The following is a 21,020-nucleotide window of genomic DNA, read 5'->3' as shown; positions in this document are numbered from 1 at the left end:
CTGATGAGCGCCGCGGCTTTTTCTTGCAGCTTGCAGCTTGAAACTCGAGGCTGCTTCTAATGAACCTGTCGGCGCCTTTCATCCGTCGGCCCGTGGCGACGATTCTGCTGAGCCTGGCGATCATGCTATTGGGCGGCATGAGCTTCAATCTGTTGCCGGTGTCGCCGCTGCCGAACATGGATTTCCCGGTGATCGTGGTGTCGGCGACGTTGCCCGGCGCGAGCCCGGAAATCATGGCGTCCAGCGTGGCCACGCCGCTCGAACGTTCCTTGGGCACGATTGCCGGGGTGAACACCATGAGCAGCCGTTCGAGCCAGGGCACTACGCGGATCATTCTGCAATTCGACATGGACCGGGACATCAACGGCGCTGCCCGTGAGGTGCAGGCCGCGATCAACGCGTCGCGCAGCTTGTTGCCCAGCGGGATGCGCAGCATGCCGACTTACAAGAAGGTCAACCCGTCCCAGGCACCGATCATGGTGCTGTCGCTGACGTCGGACGTGCTGGAGAAGGGCGAGCTGTACGACCTGGCCTCAACCATTCTGTCCCAGAGCCTGTCGCAGGTGAATGGCGTCGGTGAAGTGCAGATCGGCGGCAGTTCGTTGCCTGCCGTGCGGGTCGAGTTGGAGCCTAAGCTGTTGGACCAGTACGGCGTGTCGCTGGACGAAGTGCGCACGACGATTGCCAACGCCAACGTGCGTCGTCCGAAAGGTTCGGTGGAGAACGCCGAACACAACTGGCAGGTGCAGGCCAACGATCAACTGGAGAAGGCCAAGGATTACGGCCCGCTGGTGATTCGCTACCAGAACGGCGCGGCGCTGCGCCTCAAGGACGTGGCCCGGGTCAAGGATTCGGTCGAGGACCGCTACAACAGCGGGTTCTTCAATGAGAAATCCGCCGTGTTGCTGGTGATCAACCGGCAGGCAGGCGCGAACATCATCGAAACCGTGGCGGCGATCAAGGCGCAATTGCCCGCGCTGCAGGCCGTGCTCCCCGCCAGCGTCAAGCTCGACTTGGCGATGGACCGCTCGCCAGTCATCAAGGCGACGCTGCACGAGGCGGAAATGACCCTGTTGATCGCTGTGGTGCTGGTGATCATGGTGGTGTTCCTGTTCCTTGGCAATTTGCGCGCCTCGCTGATCCCGACGCTGGCCGTGCCGGTGTCGCTGGTGGGCACGTTTGCCATCATGTACCTCTATGGTTTTTCGTTGAACAACCTGTCGCTGATGGCGCTGATTCTGGCCACGGGACTGGTGGTGGACGATGCCATCGTGGTGCTGGAGAACATTTCCCGGCACATCGACGAGGGTGTGCCGCCGATGGAGGCCGCGTATCGCGGGGCCCAGGAGGTCGGCTTCACGCTGCTGTCGATGAACGTGTCACTGGTGGCGGTGTTCATCTCGATCCTGTTCATGGGCGGGCTGGTGGAAAGCCTGTTCCGCGAGTTCTCGATCACGCTGTCGGTGTCGATCATCGTGTCGTTGGTGGTGTCCCTGAGCCTGACCCCGATGCTCTGCGCCCGCTGGCTCAAGCCTCACGTGCCAGGCACGGAAAACCGCTTGCAACGCTGGAGCCAGCGGGTAAACGACCGTATGGTCGCCGGGTATGACCGCAGCCTCGGCTGGGCGTTGCGTCACCGACGCCTGACCCTGTTGACCCTGCTGATCACCATCGGCGTGAACATCGCGCTCTACGTGGTGGTGCCGAAAACCTTCCTGCCGCAACAGGACACCGGCCAGTTGATCGGCTTCGTGCGGGGCGATGATGGCCTGTCGTTCTCGGTCATGCAGCCCAAACTCAATGTGTTCCGTGACGCGCTGCTCAAGGACCCGGCCGTGGAAAGCGTCGCCGGGTTCATTGGTGGCAACGGCGGCACGGGCAACGCGTTCATCATCGTGCGCCTCAAGCCCATCTCCGAGCGCAAGATCGGCTCCGAGCAGGTGGTGGAGCGGTTGCGCAAGGAAATGCCGCTGGTGCCGGGCGGCCGGCTGTTCCTGCAACCGGATCAGGACCTGCAACTGGGCGGCGGCCGTGAGCAGACCACCTCGCAATACCAGTACATCCTGCAAAGCGGCGATCTGGAAAGCCTGCGCGAGTGGTACCCGAAGGTCGCCGCTGCGTTCAAGACACTGAAGGAACTGACCGCCATCGACGCCCGTGACGGCGGCGGTACCCAGCAGGTGACGCTGATCGTTGACCGCGACGCCGCCAAGCGTCTGGGCATCGACATGAACACGGTGACCACCGTGCTGAACAACGCCTACAGCCAGCGGCAAATTTCGACCATCTACGACCCGCTCAACCAGTACCGGGTGGTGATGGAAATCAACCCGAAATACGCGCTGGACCCGATCACCCTGGAGCAGGTGCAGGTGATCACCGCCGATGGCGCGCGAGTGCCGCTGTCGACCATCGCCCATTACGAACGCAGCCTGGAAGACGACCGGGTCAGCCATGACGGCCAGTTCGCCTCGGAAAGCATCTCTTTCGACCTCGCCGAGGGCGTCAGCCTCGATGACGCCAACGCCGCTATCGAACGCTCAGTGGCCGCGCTGGGGCTGCCCGAAGACGTGATTGCCAAAATGGCCGGCACCGCCGACGCCTTTGCCGCGACGCAAAAGAGCCAGCCGTTTATGATCCTTGGTGCGCTGGTAGCCGTGTACCTGGTGCTGGGCATTTTGTACGAAAGTTACGTGCACCCGCTGACCATCCTCTCAACGCTGCCTTCGGCGGGTGTCGGTGCGTTGTTGAGCATTTACCTCACCGGCGGGCAGTTCAGCCTGATTTCGCTGCTGGGGCTGTTTCTGCTGATCGGCGTGGTGAAAAAGAACGCTATTTTGATGATCGACCTCGCGCTGCAACTGGAGCGGGGCAGCGGCATGACGCCCATGGAGTCGATCCGCAACGCGTGTCTGCAACGCTTGCGCCCCATTTTGATGACCACACTGGCGGCGATTCTCGGCGCCGTGCCGTTGCTGCTCAGCAGTGCCGAAGGCGCGGAAATGCGTCACCCGCTGGGCCTGACGATCATCGGCGGCCTGATCCTGAGCCAGATTCTCACGCTGTACACCACGCCCGTGGTTTACCTTTACCTCGACCGTCTGCGTCACCGCGTCAATAAGTGGCGCGGCGTGCGGACGGATGCTGCCCTGGAAACACCGCTATGACCCTTCGCCAGAACCTTTTGACCCAACAGCGGACGTTGCCCGTGCGACGGCTCTTCGCCGTCAGCTTCAGCATGTTGCTGCTCAGCGCGTGTGCGGTCGGGCCGGATTACAAGAAGCCCGACGTCACCACGCCCGCGCACTTCAAGCAGGCCGACGGCTGGACCCAGGCCAACCCCAGCGACGCCATCGCTCGCGGTGCGTGGTGGGAAATTTACGGCGACGCGCAACTGAATGGGCTGGTGGAAAAACTCAACACCTCCAACCAGACCGTCGCCCAGTACGACGCGCAATACCGTCAGGCCGAGGCGCTGGTGCGCAGCGCACGAGGGGCGTTCTTTCCGACGCTGGACCTGACCACCAGCAAGAACCGTTCGAGCCAGGGCACCGGCAGCAGCAACTCCAGCCTGAGCAGCTCCAGCAGCGGGATTCGCGACACCTACAACGCGCAGCTGGGCGTGAGTTGGGAGGCTGACGTGTGGGGCAAGTTGCGTCGAGGGCTGGAAGCCGACAAGGCCAGCGCCCAAGCCAGTCTGGCTGATCTGGCTTCGATGCAACTGAGCCTGCAATCGCAACTGGTGCAGAATTACCTGCAATTGCGGGTGATCGACGAGCAGAAGCGTCTGCTGGAGTCCACGGTGCAGACCTACGAGCGCTCCCTCAAACTGACGCAGAATCAATACCGCGCCGGTATTTCCGGGCGTGACGCCATTGCTCAGGCGCAGACCCAACTCAAAAGCACACAGGCCGACCTCATCGACCTCGCCTGGCAGCGGGCGCAGTTCGAGAGCGCCATCGCGGTGTTGATGGGGCAGGCTCCGGCGGATTTCAGCCTGGCGCCGACCACGAACATTCCGGCCTTGCCGCAGATTCCGGCACAACTGCCCTCGCAGTTGCTGGAGCGTCGCCCGGACATTGCGGCCGCCGAGCGCTCGGTCATGACCGCCAACGCCAACATCGGCGTGGCCAAGGCGGCGTATTACCCCGATCTGACCCTGAGCATGAACGGCGGCTACAGCAGCAGTACGTTCAGCAACTGGATCACCTTGCCCAACCGTTTCTGGTCGGTGGGGCCGCAACTGGCCATGACCCTGTTCGACGGCGGTCAGCGCGCCGCCGAGGTGGATCGCACCCAAGCTGTATACGATCAGACGGTCGCCCAGTATCGCCAGACTGTGCTCGACGGCTTCAAGGAAGTCGAAGATTACATGGCGCAACTGCGGGTCTATGAGCAGGAAGCTCAGGTGCGCGCCGAGGCGCTGGACGCCGCCCGCGATTCGTTGCGCCTGACGAGTAACCAGTACAAGGCGGGCCTGATTGGCTATCTTGATGTCGTCACCGTGCAAACCACCGCATTGAGCAACGAACGCAGCGTGCTGAATGTGTTGCAGAGCCGGTTGATAGCCAGCGTTCAATTGATCGCGGCACTGGGCGGTGGATGGAATGCCGAGAGCGGGCTGTCGCGTGACCCGGAGATAACCCGGCGCTGAGCAAGGGCTAAATGGCTCAGTGCCATTATTTCGATGGACTGACGCGACATTCTTGCGGATTTCGGTAGAATTGCGCCGAGTTCATGGGGCCATCTGGCCCTTGTCGTTGAGTCGCGAGTTACGCCCCATGTTGATTGGACACTACACCTTTTCGCTGGTCCTGGTTTCCATCCTTGTGGCGATCCTGGCGTCGTACACGGCGCTCGACCTTGCGGGCCGCATTTCCACCGCCAAAGGCAGAGCCAAACCCTTGTGGATTCTGGGCGGCGCGCTGTCCATGGGCATTGGCGTCTGGTCAATGCATTTCATCGGCATGCTCGCGTTCAAACTGCCCATCGACCTGGGCTTCGACCTGTCCCTGACTCTCCTTTCCCTGTTGCTGGCGGTGCTGTCGTCCGGCCTGGCCTTGTGGCTGGTAAGCCATGAGCGCGTGCCGTTGCTGCACGTTGTATTCGGCGCGCTGGCCATGGGCGTCGGCATCAGCACCATGCACTACACCGGCATGGCGGCGCTGCGTATGCTGCCGGGCATCGACTACGACCCGACGCTGTTCGGCGCGTCGCTGATCATCGCGGTCACGGCGTCCGGCGCTGCGCTGTGGATCGCCCTGAGATTGCGTAAAGAAACCCCCTACATCCGTTTGATGCGCGGCGGGGCAGCCGTGGTCATGGGCTTCGCCATCGTCGGCATGCATTACACCGGCATGGCGGCGGCCAACTTTCCCGAGGGCAGTTTCTGCGGCGCGGCGGCCACGGGGCTGCGCACGGACGGCCTGGACAAACTGGTGCTGATCACCACCCTCGCGGTCCTGGCCATCACCTTGCTGACGTCGGTGCTCGACGCGCGCCTCGAAGCCCGTACCGCTCAACTGGCCCAGTCACTGAGTGAAGCCAATCGCGAGCTGACCCAACTGGCGCTCCATGACACCCTGACCGGGCTCCCCAACCGCATTCTGCTGGCAGACCGCATCGAGCAGGCCATGCGCAAGGTGGATTCCCAAGGCGGCCTGTTCGCCCTGATGTTCATGGACCTGGACGGCTTCAAGCCGGTCAATGACGCCTTTGGCCACCACGTCGGCGACCAGCTGTTGCGTGAGGTGGCCTTGCGGATGCGCGACAACTTCCATCGCCATGACACGCTGGCCCGTATCGGCGGCGATGAGTTCGTGTTGCTGGTGGAGCTGGAAGAAGTCGACGACGCAACCACCGTGGCGTCCCGTCAGGTCAGTCTGGTCGGCAGGCCGTTCAACGTGCAGGACCATGACCTGCAAGTCACGGTGAGCATCGGCATCAGCCTTTACCCCGGTAACGGGCGCACCCAGCAGGAATTGCTGATGAACGCCGACGCGGCCATGTACCACGCCAAAAGCGCGGGCAAAAACGGCTACAGCTTCTTCGATGCGTCGATGAACACCAACGCTCGCAACCAGCTGCAATTGCTGCAGGATCTGCGCATCGGCCTGCGCGAAGGGCAGTTCTGCCTGCATTACCAACCGAAATTCGCGGCCGGGTCGGGCACGCCTGTCGGGGCCGAAGCGCTGGTGCGCTGGAACCACCCCGAGCACGGTTTGCTGATGCCGGATGCGTTCATCGGCCTGGCGGAAAAAACCGGGCTGATCATCAACCTCGGCGAGTGGGTGCTCAATGAGGCCTGTCGGCAGATGCGCGTCTGGTACGACGCTGGGTACACCGACTGGCGCATCGCGGTCAACCTGTCGGCCTTGCAGTTCTGTCACGCCGGGCTGGTCAGAAGTGTGGCAACGTCGCTGGCGGCCCACGGTTTGCCCGCCAACTGCCTGACCCTGGAAATCACCGAAACCACGGCCATGAGCGACGCTGACGCCAGCATGTCCGTGCTGCAAAAACTCTCGGAGATGGGCGTCGACATTTCCATCGACGACTTCGGCACCGGCTACTCCAGCCTGATGTACCTCAAGCGGTTGCCAGCCAACGAGCTGAAAATCGACCGTGGCTTCGTCCGCGACCTGGAACATGACAGCGACGACGCCGCGATCGTCTCTGCCATCGTCGCGCTGGGGCAGGCATTGAACCTGCGAATCGTTGCCGAAGGCGTAGAAACCAGCAGCCAGCAGAATTTTCTGACGGAGCTGGGGTGCGATTCATTGCAGGGGTATTTGCTGGGTGTTCCGTTGCCAGCAGACCGCTTCATGGCGGATATTAGCGCGGCGCAGAACCGCGTCTCCGAGAACACCGTTTGACGTTTCACGCTTGGCATAACACTGGGACGCTACCAAAGACGGCGCATGCAGCTGGCGATTGGCAGAACCCGGAAAAAGATTAGAGCTTTGATTCGGATACTCCCATGGATAAAAACCTCCTCATCACTGGCGGCTCCAGAGGTATTGGTGCTGCCACGGCAGTTCTGGCGGCGTCGCAAGGTTATCGCGTGTGCATCAATTACCTGTCTGATCATGACGCCGCGGAACGCGTCTGCCATCAGATCCGCGAGGCAGGGGGTCATGCCATCGCGATTCAAGCGGACGTCAGCAACGAAGACGAAATCATTCGTCTGTTTGCCAAGGTGGACGCCGAGCTGGGGCGCATCAGTGCACTGGTGAACAACGCGGGCACCGTGGGCGAACAGTCCCGGGTCGAAAACATGTCCGAATTCCGCATGCTCAAGATCATGATGAGCAACGTCGTCGGCCCTATGCTGTGCAGCAAACACGCGTTGCTGCGCATGCTGCCGCGTCACGGCGGCCACGGCGGCAGCATCGTCAACGTCTCGTCGGTGGCGGCACGTCTGGGGTCGCCGGGCGAGTACGTGGATTACGCCGCGTCCAAGGGCGCGCTCGACACCTTCACTCTGGGTCTGTCCAAAGAAGTGGCGGGCGAGGGGGTTCGGGTCAACGCGGTGCGCCCTGGCTACATCTTCACCGATTTCCACGCCCTGAGCGGTGACCCACAACGGGTGACCAAGCTCGAACCGACCATCCCGATGGGGCGTGGCGGGCTTGCCGACGAAGTGGCAGAGGCGATTTTGTGGCTGCTGTCGGACAAAGCGTCGTATTCGACCGGGACGTTTATTGATCTGGGTGGCGGTCGCTGATCCTGCTACAGGACGGGATATTCCCCACATCCCGCCTGGAGATGATCATCTCTGTGGGAGCGAATTCATTCGCGAATGGGTCCAGCCGATGAAGAGGTGTCGTCTGTACCGACGTATCGCGAATGAATTCGCTCCCACAGGTCATGTGCCCTTCTGATCGTCACCCCATCATCGACTTGATGATCTTCCCCAAGGTCTCCATCGCCCGCTCGGCCGTCTCGCTCCACGGGCTGCCGTAGTTCAGGCGGATGCAGTGTTTGAACCGTCGCGTCGGGGAGAAGATCGGGCCAGGCGCGAGGCTGATGCCTTGGGCGGAGGCGACCTGAAACACCTTCAACGAATCGATCTGCTCAGGCAGCTCAACCCACAGAAAATACCCGCCCGATGGCTGGCTGACTCGGACCTGCGACGGAAAATACCGGGCGACGGCGCTGAGCATGGTGCGCAACTGATCTTCCAGGCTGTTGCGCAACTTGCGCAGGTGCCGGTCGTAGCCGCCGTGTTGCAGGTAATCGGCAATCGCCGCCTGTGCCGGCATCGACGCACACAACGAGGTCATGATTTTCAGCCGCTCGACCTTCTGCGCATAACGCCCGGCCGCCACCCAACCCACGCGATAGCCGGGGGCCAGGCTCTTGGCGAACGACCCGCAATGCAGCACCAGACCCTCGGTGTCGAAGGCCTTGGCGGGTTTCGGCGCGTGCTGCCCGTAATACAACTCGGCGTAGACATCGTCTTCGATCAGCGGCACGTCGTGCTTGCGCAGCAGCTCCACCAGTTCACGTTTGCGCGCTTCAGGCACCGTCGCACCGGTGGGGTTCTGAAAGGTGGTCATGCTCCAGCAGGCTTTGATCGGGTAGCGCTCCAACGCGTGTTCGAGCACGTTGAGGTCGATGCCGGTCTGTGGGTGCACCGGGATTTCCACGGCCTTGAGCTTCAGCCGCTCCAGCACTTGCAGGCACGCGTAAAACGCCGGGGCTTCGATGGCCACCAGGTCACCCGGTTCAGTGACCGCTTGCAGGCACAGATTCAAGGCTTCCAGCGCGCCGTTGGTGATCAGCAGCTCTTCCATCGGCAGCATCTGCCCGGCCACCATGTAGCGCAGGGCGATCTGCCGACGCAGGGTGGGGTTGCCGGGCGATAAGTCGCTGACCACCATGCTCGGGTCCATGTCACGGGTGGCGCTGGCCAGTGAACGGGCGAGGCGTTGCAACGGGAACAGCCCCGCACTGGGAAACGCCGAGCCGAAAGGGACGGTGTTCGGGTCTTTGATCGATTCCAGCACCGAGAACACCAGCTCGCTGACATCGACTTCCGTGGACTCACTGACGTGGGCTTCCAGCGGGAGCCCCGACACGGGCTGGGCCTCAAAGCGAGGGGCCGCAAACGTTTCGGGGGCGAGGCTGTCGTTGACGAAGTATCCGGATCGCGGCCGTGCACGGATCAGGCCTCGGCGCTCCAGCAGGTAATAGGCTTGAAAAACCGTTGAAGGGCTAACCCCGTGGGTCTGGCTGGCGTAACGCACCGACGGCACTCGTTGACCCGCAGCCAAGACGCCAGAACGGATGAGTTCGGCAATGTCGTCGGCGAATTTCTCATAGCGTTTCATGGCGGGCTCACACGGTCACACGGAAAGATGCCCGAACTATGCTCGCCCAACTGTTTTTAGTACAGGGGCAGTTTTTTCGATAAAAAGCAGATCAGAAGGTCATCTTGTAGCGGTCAGATCACCGGCGAGTCTTCACCCGGTTCGACGCCCACGGTGTGATGCCTGCGATCCTGAGCCAGATACACCGTCAGCGCATCCGCTTCGGCTTCGGTAATCGGCACCTTCTGCCCGCGAATGTTGGCTTCGGACATGTGGGTCGCATCATTGGTGGTGATCACCACGTCAGTGATCGGGCTGCTGTAGGGGGTGCCGTCGACCACCGCTGTGCAGGTGGTGTGGTCGCTGTTGAATTCGAGAGGCATGATCGTGCTCCTTCATAGGCCTATAAAGGTGCGACTGCGCAGCGCGCTCATTGTTTCGGGCTCCAGACGTGAGGCGCAGGTTCGTCGGACGGGTGAGCGAGCCGGCGGCGCGATACGCGATCGCGACCGCCGACACCTCAGGCTGTCACAGGGAAAGGCGCGCGCTGTCAGCGAAGCACAGACACCATTTGCCCCAGCACGGTCAGCACATCCCGGGCCAGTTGCATCGAGCGTTTGCCCGACCAGCCGGTGACGATGTCCGGTGCATCGTCGTTGTCCTTGAACGGCATTTCAAGGGTCAGCGACAGGCATTTGTAGCGTTCGCCGACGCTGTTGCAGGCCAGGTTCATGTTGGCCTTGCCAGGTTGGCCTTTCGGGTAGCCGTAGCGGGTCTGGAAGTCTTTGGTCAGGCCACTCAGGCGAGCGCGGAAGTCGGCTTCCAGTGCCTTCTGCTGCTCGGTGTACCCCGGATTGCCCTCACAGGCGGCGGTAAAGACGTACGGTATTTCCTCGTCACCGTGGACATCGAGGAACATGTCCACGCCGTATTTTTCCATCTGTTCCCTGGCGAAATACACTTCGGGGCTGAGTTCCGGTGTCGAATCCTGCCACGCACGGTTCAAGTCTTTGCCTTGGGCGTTGGTGCGCAAATGACCATGGAACGAGCCGTCCGGGTTCATGTGCGGTATCAGGTACAGATCAGCCGAGGCGAGCAGGGCCTGCAACTCAGGATCATTCTCTTGCAGCCGCTCGATGATGCCTTCCATGAACCATTCGGCCATGTGCTCACCGGGGTGTTGCTGGGCGATGATCCAGATCTTGCGTTTGCCGGGTGCACCGTCGCCTTTGCGCAGCAGCGGAATGCCGCGGCCCTCGACGCTTTTGCCCGTCGCCAACAATTCAGTGCCAGCCTTGTTCAGCGCCTGATCGATCAGCCAATCGTGACGTTCCCGGCTGTACGGCTCGAAATAGGCGAACCAGATGTGTGGTTGCTCAGGCGACAGTTCGAAATTCAGCGCTTTGCCGTCGAAGTGGCTAGGGACGCGGAACCAGGTTTTCTGGTCGTAGGAGGCGGCGGCGTTGTAGCCGGTCCACGCGCGGTTGTAGCTGGATTCGCTGGCGTTGCTCAGGCTGAATGCGTGAGGTTCGCCCACTTGCATGCCATCGACCTTGAAGTGGAACCACTGAAAATGCGGGCTGCGGGTGTCGGGTCGAATGGCCAGTTGGACATTCTGAGGGCTGCTTGCATCGAGTACGACGATGTTGCCGCTGTCGAAATCGCAGGTAACGGAGAGGGCGGTCTGAATCACGGAAAAGTCCTGAGTACGTAAGTGCCAACTCAGCGCCATGGCAGGCCGTATCCATCAAATGAGGAGGGCGCTGCTGGGCTGTTATAACCGCTACTTTACACGCATCAGGTCGGGGACCGGCGACAGAAACGGTTGCTGATGGGACTCAGGTGAAGGCTTCAGCGGTGACCAACAGGCTGCACAGAAAGGCGGTCAACATCAGCCAGCCGATGTAAACCCGGCGTTTGCGGCGGTACCAGCCGCTGGCGCCCATCAGCGCAGCGGGTGCTTCCAGGCTGCGCCAGAGGCGTTCGGCGTCCTGGAATGCGTTCAAATGACGTGAGTCGGCGTCGAGCCAGTGGCGGAATTCGATGCGCTGGCTGGCGGTGGCGAGGGGGCTCTGCAAGTGGGCATACCAGCGAAGCGCCTTCTCTGCGGTTTCGTCGGCGCTGTGACTGCAATGGACGAGAACGCGGACGATCTTGCGCTCGACCGAGTCGATGTCCAGTTCAAGCAACTGAGCAATGGCGGTGTAGGGCAACTGATCGAGACGGCTGAGCAGAAAGACCTGCTGCGTCTTGCGCGGGAGTTTTTGAATCCGCCGCCGACAGGTGTCGGTCTCGGCGCTGGCAGGCACGTCGGGTCGGCGAGGGGGCAAGGAAAACATCGAGCTGAGCTGATGGGTCATGGCGTATCACTCGCGGTCATCCGTTGATCATCCTGAGGAGCATCGTGCTGAACAGAGGCGTGGGGGCATCGTCCGTGATGCTCGTCGATGCTAGTGGGTATGAGATTCATTCTCAAGTAAAAGGTCGTTTATCCTCGACTTTTTTACTAAATATGTCGTTTTTGACCGCATTGCCGGTTCAGCGCTCATTTTTCTTTTGCTATGATGCGCGCCATCAAGCAGTCACCCTCTTCATTAGCCTGAAGATGCAACACCCGACCGAACCGCAGCACGAAATCAGACCCTTAAAGGGCACAAAAAAAGACCCGGCAAAAAGCCGGGTCAAAAACCGTGATTAGCCTGATGAGGAGATAATCCGGAAGCCGACCTAAGGCTTCTGGTTTACCGGCCCGTCTCGCGACGGGTTGCGCTCAATAATAATCATTATCATTTGCACGTCAAATGTTTTTTCACGTCTGCGCGAAAAAAGTCTCTGCACGCCAATCTGCGCACCGCGAACTCAAGCTCACCGCTAACACCTCTTGCAGCTTGAAGCTCGCCACTCGTCGCTGCTACTTGGCGCGGCTAGTCGATGGGCAATTCCGTCGTCCGCTTCACGACACTCATCGCGATGTTCGAATGCGCCTCCTGAACATGGGGGCTTTGCAGCAAGTGATCGCGCAGAAATCGTTCATAACTGGCGATGTCCTGGACCACGACCTTGAGCATGAAATCCATGTCGCCCGCCATCGTGTAGCACTCAAGGACTTCGGGAAAACCGATGACCGCCGCCTCGAATTCGGTCAGATAGCGCCGGCCGTGGCCTGACAGTTTCACATCGACGAACACGGTCATGGTCAGCCCGAGCTTTGCGGGATTGAGCAGGGCGACCTTGCGCTCGATCACCCCTTCTTCCTCCAGACGATTGATCCGCCGCCAGCAGGGTGACTGCGACAGTTCGACCCGTTCAGCGATTTCAGCGGCGGACAGGTCGGCGTCGTGCTGCAACAGGCGGAGAATTTTGCGATCGATGGGGCTCAGTTTGACCTGCATGAATTGACCCTTTTTTATTATCAAAGTGAAACAGGCATGCAGAATATCAGCAGAAACCGGCCAAAAGAGAAAGAAAATGCCCGCGCCGCACAGGCAGTATTTGGGCTGTGAGCGTCGGGCTGAACCGTCCCGACGACCGAATGGCAGCACCACGGCCCACGAGGCTTGAGACGCCGCCACTCGCCACATTCAAAACGCACTGATAACAATAAAGGAGTGCCTGAATGTCTTTGGCTGATATTCGTCTGGACGATAAATACCGACTCGCCACCGGTCATCTCTACCTGACCGGAACCCAGGCGCTGACCCGCTTGCCAATGCTGCAAAAGCAGCGCGACGAGGCCCGGGGCCTGAACACCGCCGGTTTCATCTCCGGTTATCGCGGCTCGCCACTGGGCAACCTCGACAAGAGCCTGTGGGACGCCAAGGATTACCTCCAGGAAAACGCTATCCATTTCCAGCCCGGCGTCAACGAAGAGTTGGCCGCCACGGCGGTGTGGGGCAGCCAGCAAGTCAACCTGTTTCCCCATGGCAAGTACGACGGCGTATTCGCCCTGTGGTACGGCAAGGGGCCGGGCGTTGACCGTTGCGGCGACGTCTTCAAGCACGGCAACTCGGCTGGCGTTGCGGAAAAGGGCGGGGTGCTGATCCTCGCGGGCGACGACCACGGCTGCAAATCCTCGACCATCGCCCACCAGAGCGAACACGCGTTCATTGCTTCAATGATCCCGGTGCTCAACCCGAGCAACGTTCAGGAAATCCTCGATTACGGCATCATTGGCTGGGAACTGTCCCGCTACAGCGGCTGCTGGGTGGCGATGAAGACCATTGCCGAAAACGTCGACTCCTCGGCCGTGGTCGAAGTCGATCCACTGCGCATCGAAACCCGCATTCCCGAAGATTTCCAACTGCCGAAAGACGGCCTGCACATCCGCTGGCCCGACACGCCGCTGGCCCAGGAAGCGCGCCTCAACACCTACAAGATTTACGCCGCTCGGGCCTTTGCACGGGCCAACGAACTGAACAAGGTGGTCATCGATTCTCCCGAGCCGCGTCTTGGCATCATCACCACCGGCAAGTCCTACCTCGACGTGCGTCAGGCGCTGGAAGAGCTGGGCATCGACGAAGCGCTGTGCGCGTCGGTGGGCATTCGCGTGCTGAAGGTCGGCATGAGCTGGCCGTTGGAGCCGGTGTCGGTGCACGATTTTGCCGAAGGGCTCGACGAGATTTTGGTGGTCGAGGAAAAGCGCAGCGTCATCGAAGACCAATTGACCGGCCAACTGTACAACTGGCCCGTCGATAAACGCCCTCGTGTGGTGGGTGAGTTCGACGAAGAAGGGCGCTCGTTGCTGCCTAACCTGGCTGAATTGACCCCGGCGATGATTGCCCGGGTGATCGCCAAACGGCTGGCCCCGATCTACAGCAGCCCGACAATCGAAGCGCGGCTGCAATTCCTGCAAGACAAGGAAAAAGCCCTCGCCGCGCCGCTGTTCAACACTCAGCGCACCCCGCATTTCTGCTCCGGTTGCCCGCACAACAGCTCGACCAAGGTCCCGGACGGCAGCCGTGCGCTGGCGGGCATCGGTTGCCACTACATGACCATCTGGATGGACCGGGAAACCGAGACCTTTACCCAAATGGGCGGCGAAGGCGTGACCTGGATCGGTCAGGCGCCATTCACCGAGACCCCGCACGTGTTTCAGAATCTGGGCGACGGCACCTATTTTCACTCCGGCCATCTGGCGCTGCGGGCGGCGGTAGCTTCGAAGGTCAACATTACCTACAAGATTCTCTACAACGACGCGGTGGCCATGACCGGCGGCCAGCCCATCGACGGCATCTTGCGGGTCGATCAGCTCAGTCGTCAGGTGTTCAACGAAGGCGTGCAACGCATTGCGCTGGTGTCGGACGAGCCGGATAAATACCCGAGCCGCGAAGCGTTTGCGCCGATCACGACCTTTCACCATCGCCGCGATCTGGACACCGTGCAGCGTGAACTCCGCGAGTTCAAAGGCGTGTCCGTCATCATCTACGATCAGACCTGCGCCACCGAGAAACGCCGTCGCCGCAAACGCGGCACGATGCTTGATCTGGACAAGCGCGCGATCATCAACCCGGCCGTGTGCGAAGGTTGCGGCGATTGCGGGGCGAAATCCGGGTGCCTGTCGATCCTGCCGAAAGAAACCGCCGAAGGGCGCAAACGCGAGATCGATCAAAGCGCGTGCAACAAGGACTTCAGCTGCGTCGAGGGCTTCTGCCCGAGCTTCGTCACCGTTCACGGTGGAAAGCTGCGCAAGCCTCAGTTGCCGAAACAGGCCCAAGCGTTTGCGCAATTGCCGGAGCCGACGCTGCCGAGCCTCGACCAACCGTTCAACATCCTGTTGCCGGGCGTGGGCGGGACCGGTGTGACGACGGTGGGTGCGATGCTGGGTTACGCGGCGAACCTCGAAGGGAAGGGCTGCAGCGTGCTCGATCAGGCTGGTCTGGCGCAGAAATTCGGTCCGGTGGTCAGCCACATTCGCATCGCGGCGCGGCAGGAAGACCTGTTCGCCGTGCGCATTGCGGCAGGTGAAGCGCATTTGTTGCTGGGGTGCGATCTGCTGGTGTCGTCCGGCCCTGATGCGATTGCCAAGCTCAACACCGCCAAATCACACGCAGTGGTGAACAGTCAGCAAACGCCGACTGCGGAGTTCACCCGCAATCCCGATGCCGAGTTCCCGGCGGACGCGATGATGCAGACCATTCGCGACGCTGTGGGCACGGACAAGACCCACTTCGTGCCTGCCACCGACCTGGCCACCAAACTGATGGGCGACAGCATTGCCAGCAACCTGTTCATGCTTGGATACGCGTTCCAGAAGGGGCTGATTCCGCTGACCTCAGCGGCCATCGAAAAAGCCATCGAGCTGAACGGCGTGGCGGTCAACCTGAACCAGCAAGCCTTTCTGTGGGGGCGTCGAGCGGCGTTCGATCTGAAAGCGGTGCAGGCGGCGGCCAATCCCGAAGCGGTGACCGTGTTCGAACCCGAGACGCTGAGCCTTGAGCAGCGTCTGGTCAACAACACCAAAACCCTCACCGCGTATCAGAACCTGGCGTATGCCGAGCGTTATCTGTCGCTGGTCTACAAAGTGCGCGATACCGAAGCGCGGCTGTTTCCGGGCGAGCAACCGGCGTTGACCGAGGCCGTTGCGTTCAACTACTTCAAGCTGTTGGCCTACAAGGACGAGTACGAAGTGGCGCGTCTGTACAGCAACGGCGAGTTCACCCGTCAGTTGCAGGCGCAGTTCGAAGGCGATTACCGGCTGGAGTTTCATCTGGCGCCGTCGTGGCTGGCCAAGCGCGACCCGCACAACGGCATCCCGCGCAAACGCAGTTTTGGCCCGTGGATGTTGAAGGCCTTCGATGTGCTTGCAAACTTCAAATTCCTGCGCGGGACGGCGTTCGACCCGTTTGGCCGGAGTCTGGAGCGTCGGCAGGAGCGTGCGCTGATCGACAGCTACGTGAGCGACATCGAGCTGATCCTGACGCATCTGAACGCCAGCAATCGCCACATGGCGCTGAGCCTGGCGCGCTTGCCCGAACGGATTCGCGGGTACGGCCATGTGAAGGAAACCGCGATGAACGCGGCGGCGTTGCAGGCGGTGCGCATGCGTCAGGGATTGGTGAATGGGGAAGTTGAGCTGCCGAAGTTGTATGAGGTGGCGGCTTGATGTGAATGAGAGCCGGGAGAACCTGTCATTCTTCCGGCTCTGCTAAGTCTCTGACGGAACGGTTTCCTGTGGGAGCGAATTCATTCGCGAGACGGTGGTGAAACAGACACGTTTTCTGCCGATGCACCACCGCTTCGTCGGAATGCCGCCCAGAACGAATTCGCTCCTACAGGGTTTGCGTCCAGCTGTGGGTTTTGCGCGCGGCGTTAGATCTCCTTCAGCTCCACCAACACCGTCCCTTCGCTGACCATCTCACCTTCTGCGCAATACAGTGCCGAGACGGTGCCCGCCAGATTCGCCCGAATGCTGTGTTCCATTTTCATGGCTTCCAGCACCACCAGCGGCGTTCCGGCTTCGACGGGCTGACCCACCTCGACCAACACCCGCACGATGCTGCCGTTCATGGGCGCACTGAGGCCACCTTGGTGGGTGTGGTTGGCGTCAACGGCGGCAATCGGGTCGAACGCTGTGATCGCGTGCAGCTCGCCCTGCCAGCGCAGGTACAGGGTGTCGCCTCGGCGGATCGCCAGGGTCTGGCGACGCAGCCCGTTGTGTTTGCGGGTCAGTTGTTCGCCTTGCAACGTCACGTCGGTCGAGGGCGCGCTCAGGGTCACTGTGCGGGTTTCGCCTGCGCAGTTCAGCTTCAGCTTGACTTCGTTCGGCAAGCCCAAACGCAAGCCGTTCGTGCTTGACCACGACGAGTGAGGATCATCAGCTCGCGCCGTATTCGACGTGCCCTGACGATACGCCTCGGCGGCAACAAGCCAGAATTCATCGGAGAGTCCTTGGGTCGGCGGCAACAACTCGGCCTGATAACGAGGAATGAACCCGGTGTCCAGTTCGCACGCCGCAAACGCTGGGTGAGCGATGATCCGGCGCAGAAACGCCAGGTTGGTGCGCAATCCGCCGATGGCAAATTCGTCGAGCATGGCCAGCAGTCGCAGCCGCGCCTGTTCGCGGTCTTCGCCCCAGGCGATCAGCTTGCCGAGCATCGGGTCGTAAAATGGTGAAACTTCATCGCCTTCTGTCACGCCGCTGTCCACTCGGCGTCCAGGCCCCGCCGCCGATTCCCGATACACCTGCAAGGTGCCCGTGGCGGGCAAAAAGTCATTGGCCGGGTCTTCAGCGTACAAGCGCACTTCGATGGCGTGGCCGTTGAGCGGCACCTGCGCCTGTGTGATCGGCAACGGCTCGCCCTGGGCCACGCGAATCTGCCAGGCGACCAGGTCCAGGCCGGTGATGGCCTCGGTCACCGGGTGTTCGACCTGCAGCCGCGTGTTCATCTCCATGAAGAAAAACTCGCCCCGCGCATCCAGCAAAAACTCTACCGTGCCCGCACCCACATAGCCGATGGCTTGCGCGGCACGCACGGCGGCTTCGCCCATGGCACGACGCAGCTCAGGACTGAGGCCCGGCGCGGGCGCTTCTTCGACGACCTTCTGGTGACGGCGTTGAATCGAGCAGTCACGCTCATTGAGATAGAGACAGTGTCCGTGCTGATCGGCGAACACCTGAATCTCTACGTGGCGGGGCTTGAGGACGTATTTCTCCACCAGCATGCGCGAATCGCCGAACGACGACTGCGCTTCACGCTGTGCCGAGGCGAGAGCGTCGGCGAGGTCTTCGTCACGCTCGACCACCTTCATGCCTTTACCACCCCCGCCGGCTGTGGCCTTGAGCAGCACTGGGTAGCCGATGCGCGCGGCGGCGTCGCGGAAGGTCTGTGCGTCCTGGGCTTCGCCGTGGTAACCGGGCACCAGTGGTACACCTGCGGTTTCCATCAAGGTCTTGGCGGCGGACTTGCTGCCCATGGCGTCGATGGCCGAGGCGGGCGGGCCGAGAAAAATCAGGCCCGCTTGCTCGACAGCACGAGCGAATCCTGCGTTTTCCGAGAGAAACCCATAGCCCGGATGGATGGCGTGGGCGCCGCTGCTTTTGGCGGCGGCAATCAGTTTGTCGATCTGCAAATAGCTGTCGGCGGCCTTGCTGCCGCCCAGGTCCACAGCGATGTCGGCCTCGCGCACGTGGCGGGCGTCGCGGTCAGTGGCGCTGTGTACCGCAACGGTCGTCAGGCCCATGGCCTTGGCGGTGCGCATCACACGGCAGGCGATTTCGCCCCGGTTGGCCACCAGCACGGACGTCAGGGCGTGGGTGTTCGGGCGGCTCATGGTGTGTCTCCGTTCTTGGATTCGTCTCGCCAGCTCGGCTCGCGCTTGTGCAGAAAGGCGCGCAGGCCTTCCTGGCCTTCGGGGCTGACGCGGATGCGGGCGATGGCGTTTTCGCAGTAGCGGCGCAGGGACGGGGTCAATTCGCCGTGGCCGACTTCGCGCAGCAGGTCTTTGCTGACCCGCATGGCCTGTGGGCTGTTGAGCAGCAGGTTCGACACCCAGTGTTGCAACTGGGCCTCAAGCTCAGCGGCCGGATAAGACTCGGCCAGCAGACCGATCTCCCGCGCCCGTTGGCCGTCAAAACGTTCGGCAGTCAGGGCATAACGGCGGGCATGGCGTTCGCCGATGGCCTTGACCACGAACGGGCTGATCACCGCTGGCGCCAGGCCGATCTTCACTTCCGACAGACAGAACTGCGCGTCGTCGACGCCGATGGCCATGTCGCAGCAACTGATCAGGCCCAGCGCGCCGCCATAGGCCGCGCCTTGGACCACCGCCAGCGTCGGCAATTTCAGTTTGGCGAGGCCGTACATCAGCTCGCCCAGTTCGCGGGCGTCGCCCAAATTGGTCTGATAATCAAGGTTCGCGGACTCCTGCATCCAGGCCAGGTCGGCCCCGGCGCTGAAATGCCGACCGCGCCCCCGCAGCAGCAGAAAGCGTAAGCGGCTGTCGCTCTGGACCTTGTCCAGCGCCAGGATCAGCTCGCGAATCATTTGCGCGTTGAACGCGTTGTTCTTGTCCGGACGGTTAAGCCAGAGGGTCGCAAAACCTCGCGGGTCGTACTCCAGCTCGACGGTGTCGAAATCGGTCATAGTCGTTCCTTGGGTTACATCCGGAACACGCCGAAGCGGGTCGGTTCGATGGGGGCGTTGAGCGCCGCGCTGAGGGCCAGGGCGAGAATGTCGCGGGTCTGCGCCGGGTCGATCACGCCGTCGTCCCACAGGCGGGCGCTGGAGTAATAGGGGTGGCCCTGGTGTTCGTACTGGTCGAGGATCGGCTGCTTGATCTCGGCTTCCTGCTCGGCGCTGAAGCCTTGGCCGCTGCGTTCGGCCTGCTCGCGCTTGACCTGCACCAGCACGCCCGCCGCCTGTTCGCCGCCCATCACGCCGATACGCGCGTTGGGCCACATCCACAAGAAACGTGGATCGTAGGCCCGCCCACACATGCCGTAGTTACCGGCGCCGAAGCTGCCACCGATGATCACCGTGAATTTCGGCACCCTGGCGCAAGCCACCGCAGTGACCAACTTGGCACCATGCTTGGCGATGCCGCCCGCTTCGTACTTCTGGCCCACCATGAAACCGGTGATGTTTTGCAGGAACAACAGCGGAATGCCGCGTTGACAGGCCAGTTCGATGAAGTGCGCGCCTTTCTGTGCCGCCTCGGCAAACAGGATGCCGTTGTTGGCCAGGATTGCGAGGGGATAGCCATTAAGGTGCGCGAAGCCGCACACCAGCGTGGTCCCGAACAGCGCCTTGAACTCGTCGAACATCGAACCGTCGACCAGCCGCGCAATGACTTCGCGTACGTCAAAGGGCTGTTTGGGGTCAGCGGAAATCACGCCGTACAGTTCGTCGCTGGGGTAGCGCGGGGCTTCTGGAGGGCGGGTTTGCAGCGCGCCCAGTTTGCGCCAATTCAGGTTGGCAACGCTGCGTCGCGCCAGTGCCAGCGCGTGTTCGTCGCTGTCGGCGTAGTGGTCGGCCACGCCGGAAATCTTGCAATGCACGTCGGCGCCGCCCAAGTCTTCAGCACTCACGACTTCACCCGTCGCGGCTTTCACCAGTGGCGGTCCGGCGAGGAAGATCGTCGCTTGCTGGCGCACCATAATCGCTTCGTCAGCCATGGCCGGCACATAAGCGCCGCCCGCCGTGCACGAGCCCATGACCACGGCAATTTGCGGAATGCCTTCGGCGCTCATGTTGGCTTGGTTGAAGAAAATGCGGCCGAAGTGTTCGCGGTCAGGAAAGACCTCATCCTGACGGGGCAGGTTGGCGCCACCCGAATCCACCAGGTAAATACACGGCAGGCGGTTCTGCTGAGCGATGGTCTGGGCGCGCAGGTGTTTTTTGACGGTCAGCGGGTAATACGACCCGCCTTTGACCGTCGCGTCGTTGGCGATGATCATGCATTCGACGCCCTCGACCCGCCCGATTCCGGCGATCACACCTGCGGCGGGCACGTCTTCGCCATACACGCCGTGGGCCGCCAATTGACTGATTTCCAGAAACGGCGATCCCAAGTCCAGCAACCGATTGATGCGCTCACGCGGCAGCAACTTGCCCCGCGATGTGTGCCGCTCCTGCGCTTTCGGCCCACCGCCTTGATACACATGCGCCAACAGCGTGTGCAGATCATCCACCTGCCTGCGCAACGCCTCGCTGTTCGCCAAAAACTCCGCCGAACGCGGATTGACCTGTGTCTTCAAAATCATCACTCATT

Annotated in this window: 14 protein-coding genes; 6 read left to right on the top strand and 8 right to left on the bottom strand. The window is 61.6% G+C overall.

The window, feature by feature from the left end:
• Positions 1-59 precede the first annotated feature (59 nt).
• The 4 genes from ACWKWE_RS04530 (at position 60) to ACWKWE_RS04515 (ending at position 7,723) form a co-directional block, all read left to right on the top strand.
• Positions 60-3,167 carry an efflux RND transporter permease subunit gene (locus ACWKWE_RS04530; RefSeq protein WP_483849798.1) on the top strand — a complete coding sequence of 1,036 codons (3,108 nt, stop codon included), beginning with the start codon at positions 60-62 and terminating at the stop codon, positions 3,165-3,167.
• A gap of 17 nt (positions 3,168-3,184) precedes the next feature.
• Positions 3,185-4,654, top strand: a complete 1,470-nt coding sequence (locus ACWKWE_RS04525; protein ID WP_483849983.1) for an efflux transporter outer membrane subunit — start codon at positions 3,185-3,187, stop codon at positions 4,652-4,654.
• Positions 4,655-4,781: 127 nt separating this feature from the next.
• The gene (locus ACWKWE_RS04520; protein ID WP_483849797.1) at positions 4,782-6,872 is read left to right on the top strand and encodes a putative bifunctional diguanylate cyclase/phosphodiesterase; all 2,091 of its coding nucleotides are present in this window, start codon (positions 4,782-4,784) and stop codon (positions 6,870-6,872) included.
• A gap of 104 nt (positions 6,873-6,976) precedes the next feature.
• Complete coding sequence (locus tag ACWKWE_RS04515) at positions 6,977-7,723, top strand: SDR family oxidoreductase (RefSeq protein ID WP_166594593.1); 747 nt, start codon at positions 6,977-6,979, stop codon at positions 7,721-7,723.
• Between the two features lie 160 nt (positions 7,724-7,883).
• On the opposite strand, the gene mapR is transcribed toward ACWKWE_RS04515, so the two are convergent.
• The 4 genes from mapR to ACWKWE_RS04495 all read right to left on the bottom strand — a co-directional run bounded on the left by mapR (position 7,884) and on the right by ACWKWE_RS04495 (position 11,671).
• On the bottom strand, positions 7,884-9,332 hold the full coding sequence (mapR, locus tag ACWKWE_RS04510; protein ID WP_483849796.1) for a GntR family transcriptional regulator MpaR: 1,449 nt from the start codon (positions 9,330-9,332) through the stop codon (positions 7,884-7,886).
• Positions 9,333-9,445: 113 nt separating this feature from the next.
• Positions 9,446-9,694, bottom strand: coding sequence for a DUF3203 family protein (locus ACWKWE_RS04505; protein ID WP_166594591.1), 249 nt, complete (start codon positions 9,692-9,694; stop codon positions 9,446-9,448).
• A 167-nt stretch (positions 9,695-9,861) separates the two neighbouring features.
• Entirely contained in the window at positions 9,862-11,043 is a 1,182-nt protein-coding gene (locus tag ACWKWE_RS04500; RefSeq protein WP_483849795.1) for a M14 family metallopeptidase, read from the bottom strand.
• Positions 11,044-11,149: 106 nt separating this feature from the next.
• Positions 11,150-11,671 (bottom strand): DUF4880 domain-containing protein, encoded by a 522-nt coding sequence (locus ACWKWE_RS04495; protein WP_483849794.1) that lies wholly within the window; start codon positions 11,669-11,671, stop codon positions 11,150-11,152.
• 44 nt (positions 11,672-11,715) lie between these two features.
• On the opposite strand from ACWKWE_RS04495, the gene ACWKWE_RS04490 reads away from it, so the two are divergent.
• Positions 11,716-12,009, top strand: a complete 294-nt coding sequence (locus tag ACWKWE_RS04490; RefSeq protein WP_166594588.1) for a hypothetical protein — start codon at positions 11,716-11,718, stop codon at positions 12,007-12,009.
• Between the two features lie 226 nt (positions 12,010-12,235).
• Here the strand turns inward: ACWKWE_RS04490 and ACWKWE_RS04485 are convergent, their stop codons facing one another.
• A complete protein-coding gene (locus ACWKWE_RS04485; RefSeq protein WP_166594587.1) occupies positions 12,236-12,703 on the bottom strand; it encodes an Lrp/AsnC family transcriptional regulator in 468 nt (155 codons plus the stop codon).
• A gap of 224 nt (positions 12,704-12,927) precedes the next feature.
• Between ACWKWE_RS04485 and ACWKWE_RS04480 the strand changes: the two genes are divergently transcribed.
• The gene (locus ACWKWE_RS04480) at positions 12,928-16,413 is read left to right on the top strand and encodes an indolepyruvate ferredoxin oxidoreductase family protein (RefSeq protein WP_483849793.1); all 3,486 of its coding nucleotides are present in this window, start codon (positions 12,928-12,930) and stop codon (positions 16,411-16,413) included.
• 206 nt (positions 16,414-16,619) lie between these two features.
• On the opposite strand, the gene ACWKWE_RS04475 is transcribed toward ACWKWE_RS04480, so the two are convergent.
• The 3 genes from ACWKWE_RS04475 to ACWKWE_RS04465 are packed head-to-tail and all read right to left on the bottom strand — an operon-like array spanning position 16,620 to position 21,015.
• The gene (locus ACWKWE_RS04475; protein ID WP_483849792.1) at positions 16,620-18,581 is read right to left on the bottom strand and encodes an acetyl/propionyl/methylcrotonyl-CoA carboxylase subunit alpha; all 1,962 of its coding nucleotides are present in this window, start codon (positions 18,579-18,581) and stop codon (positions 16,620-16,622) included.
• Positions 18,578-19,393 carry a gamma-carboxygeranoyl-CoA hydratase gene (locus ACWKWE_RS04470; protein ID WP_483849791.1) on the bottom strand — a complete coding sequence of 272 codons (816 nt, stop codon included), beginning with the start codon at positions 19,391-19,393 and terminating at the stop codon, positions 18,578-18,580. Before ACWKWE_RS04470 ends, ACWKWE_RS04475 begins: the two co-directional genes overlap by 4 nt.
• A gap of 14 nt (positions 19,394-19,407) precedes the next feature.
• Positions 19,408-21,015 (bottom strand): carboxyl transferase domain-containing protein, encoded by a 1,608-nt coding sequence (locus ACWKWE_RS04465; protein ID WP_483849790.1) that lies wholly within the window; start codon positions 21,013-21,015, stop codon positions 19,408-19,410.
• Between the last annotated feature and the right edge of the window lie 5 nt (positions 21,016-21,020).

The sequence above is a fragment of the Pseudomonas salicis genome (assembly GCF_057128705.1).
This window is presented reverse-complemented; position numbering and strand designations above follow the sequence as displayed.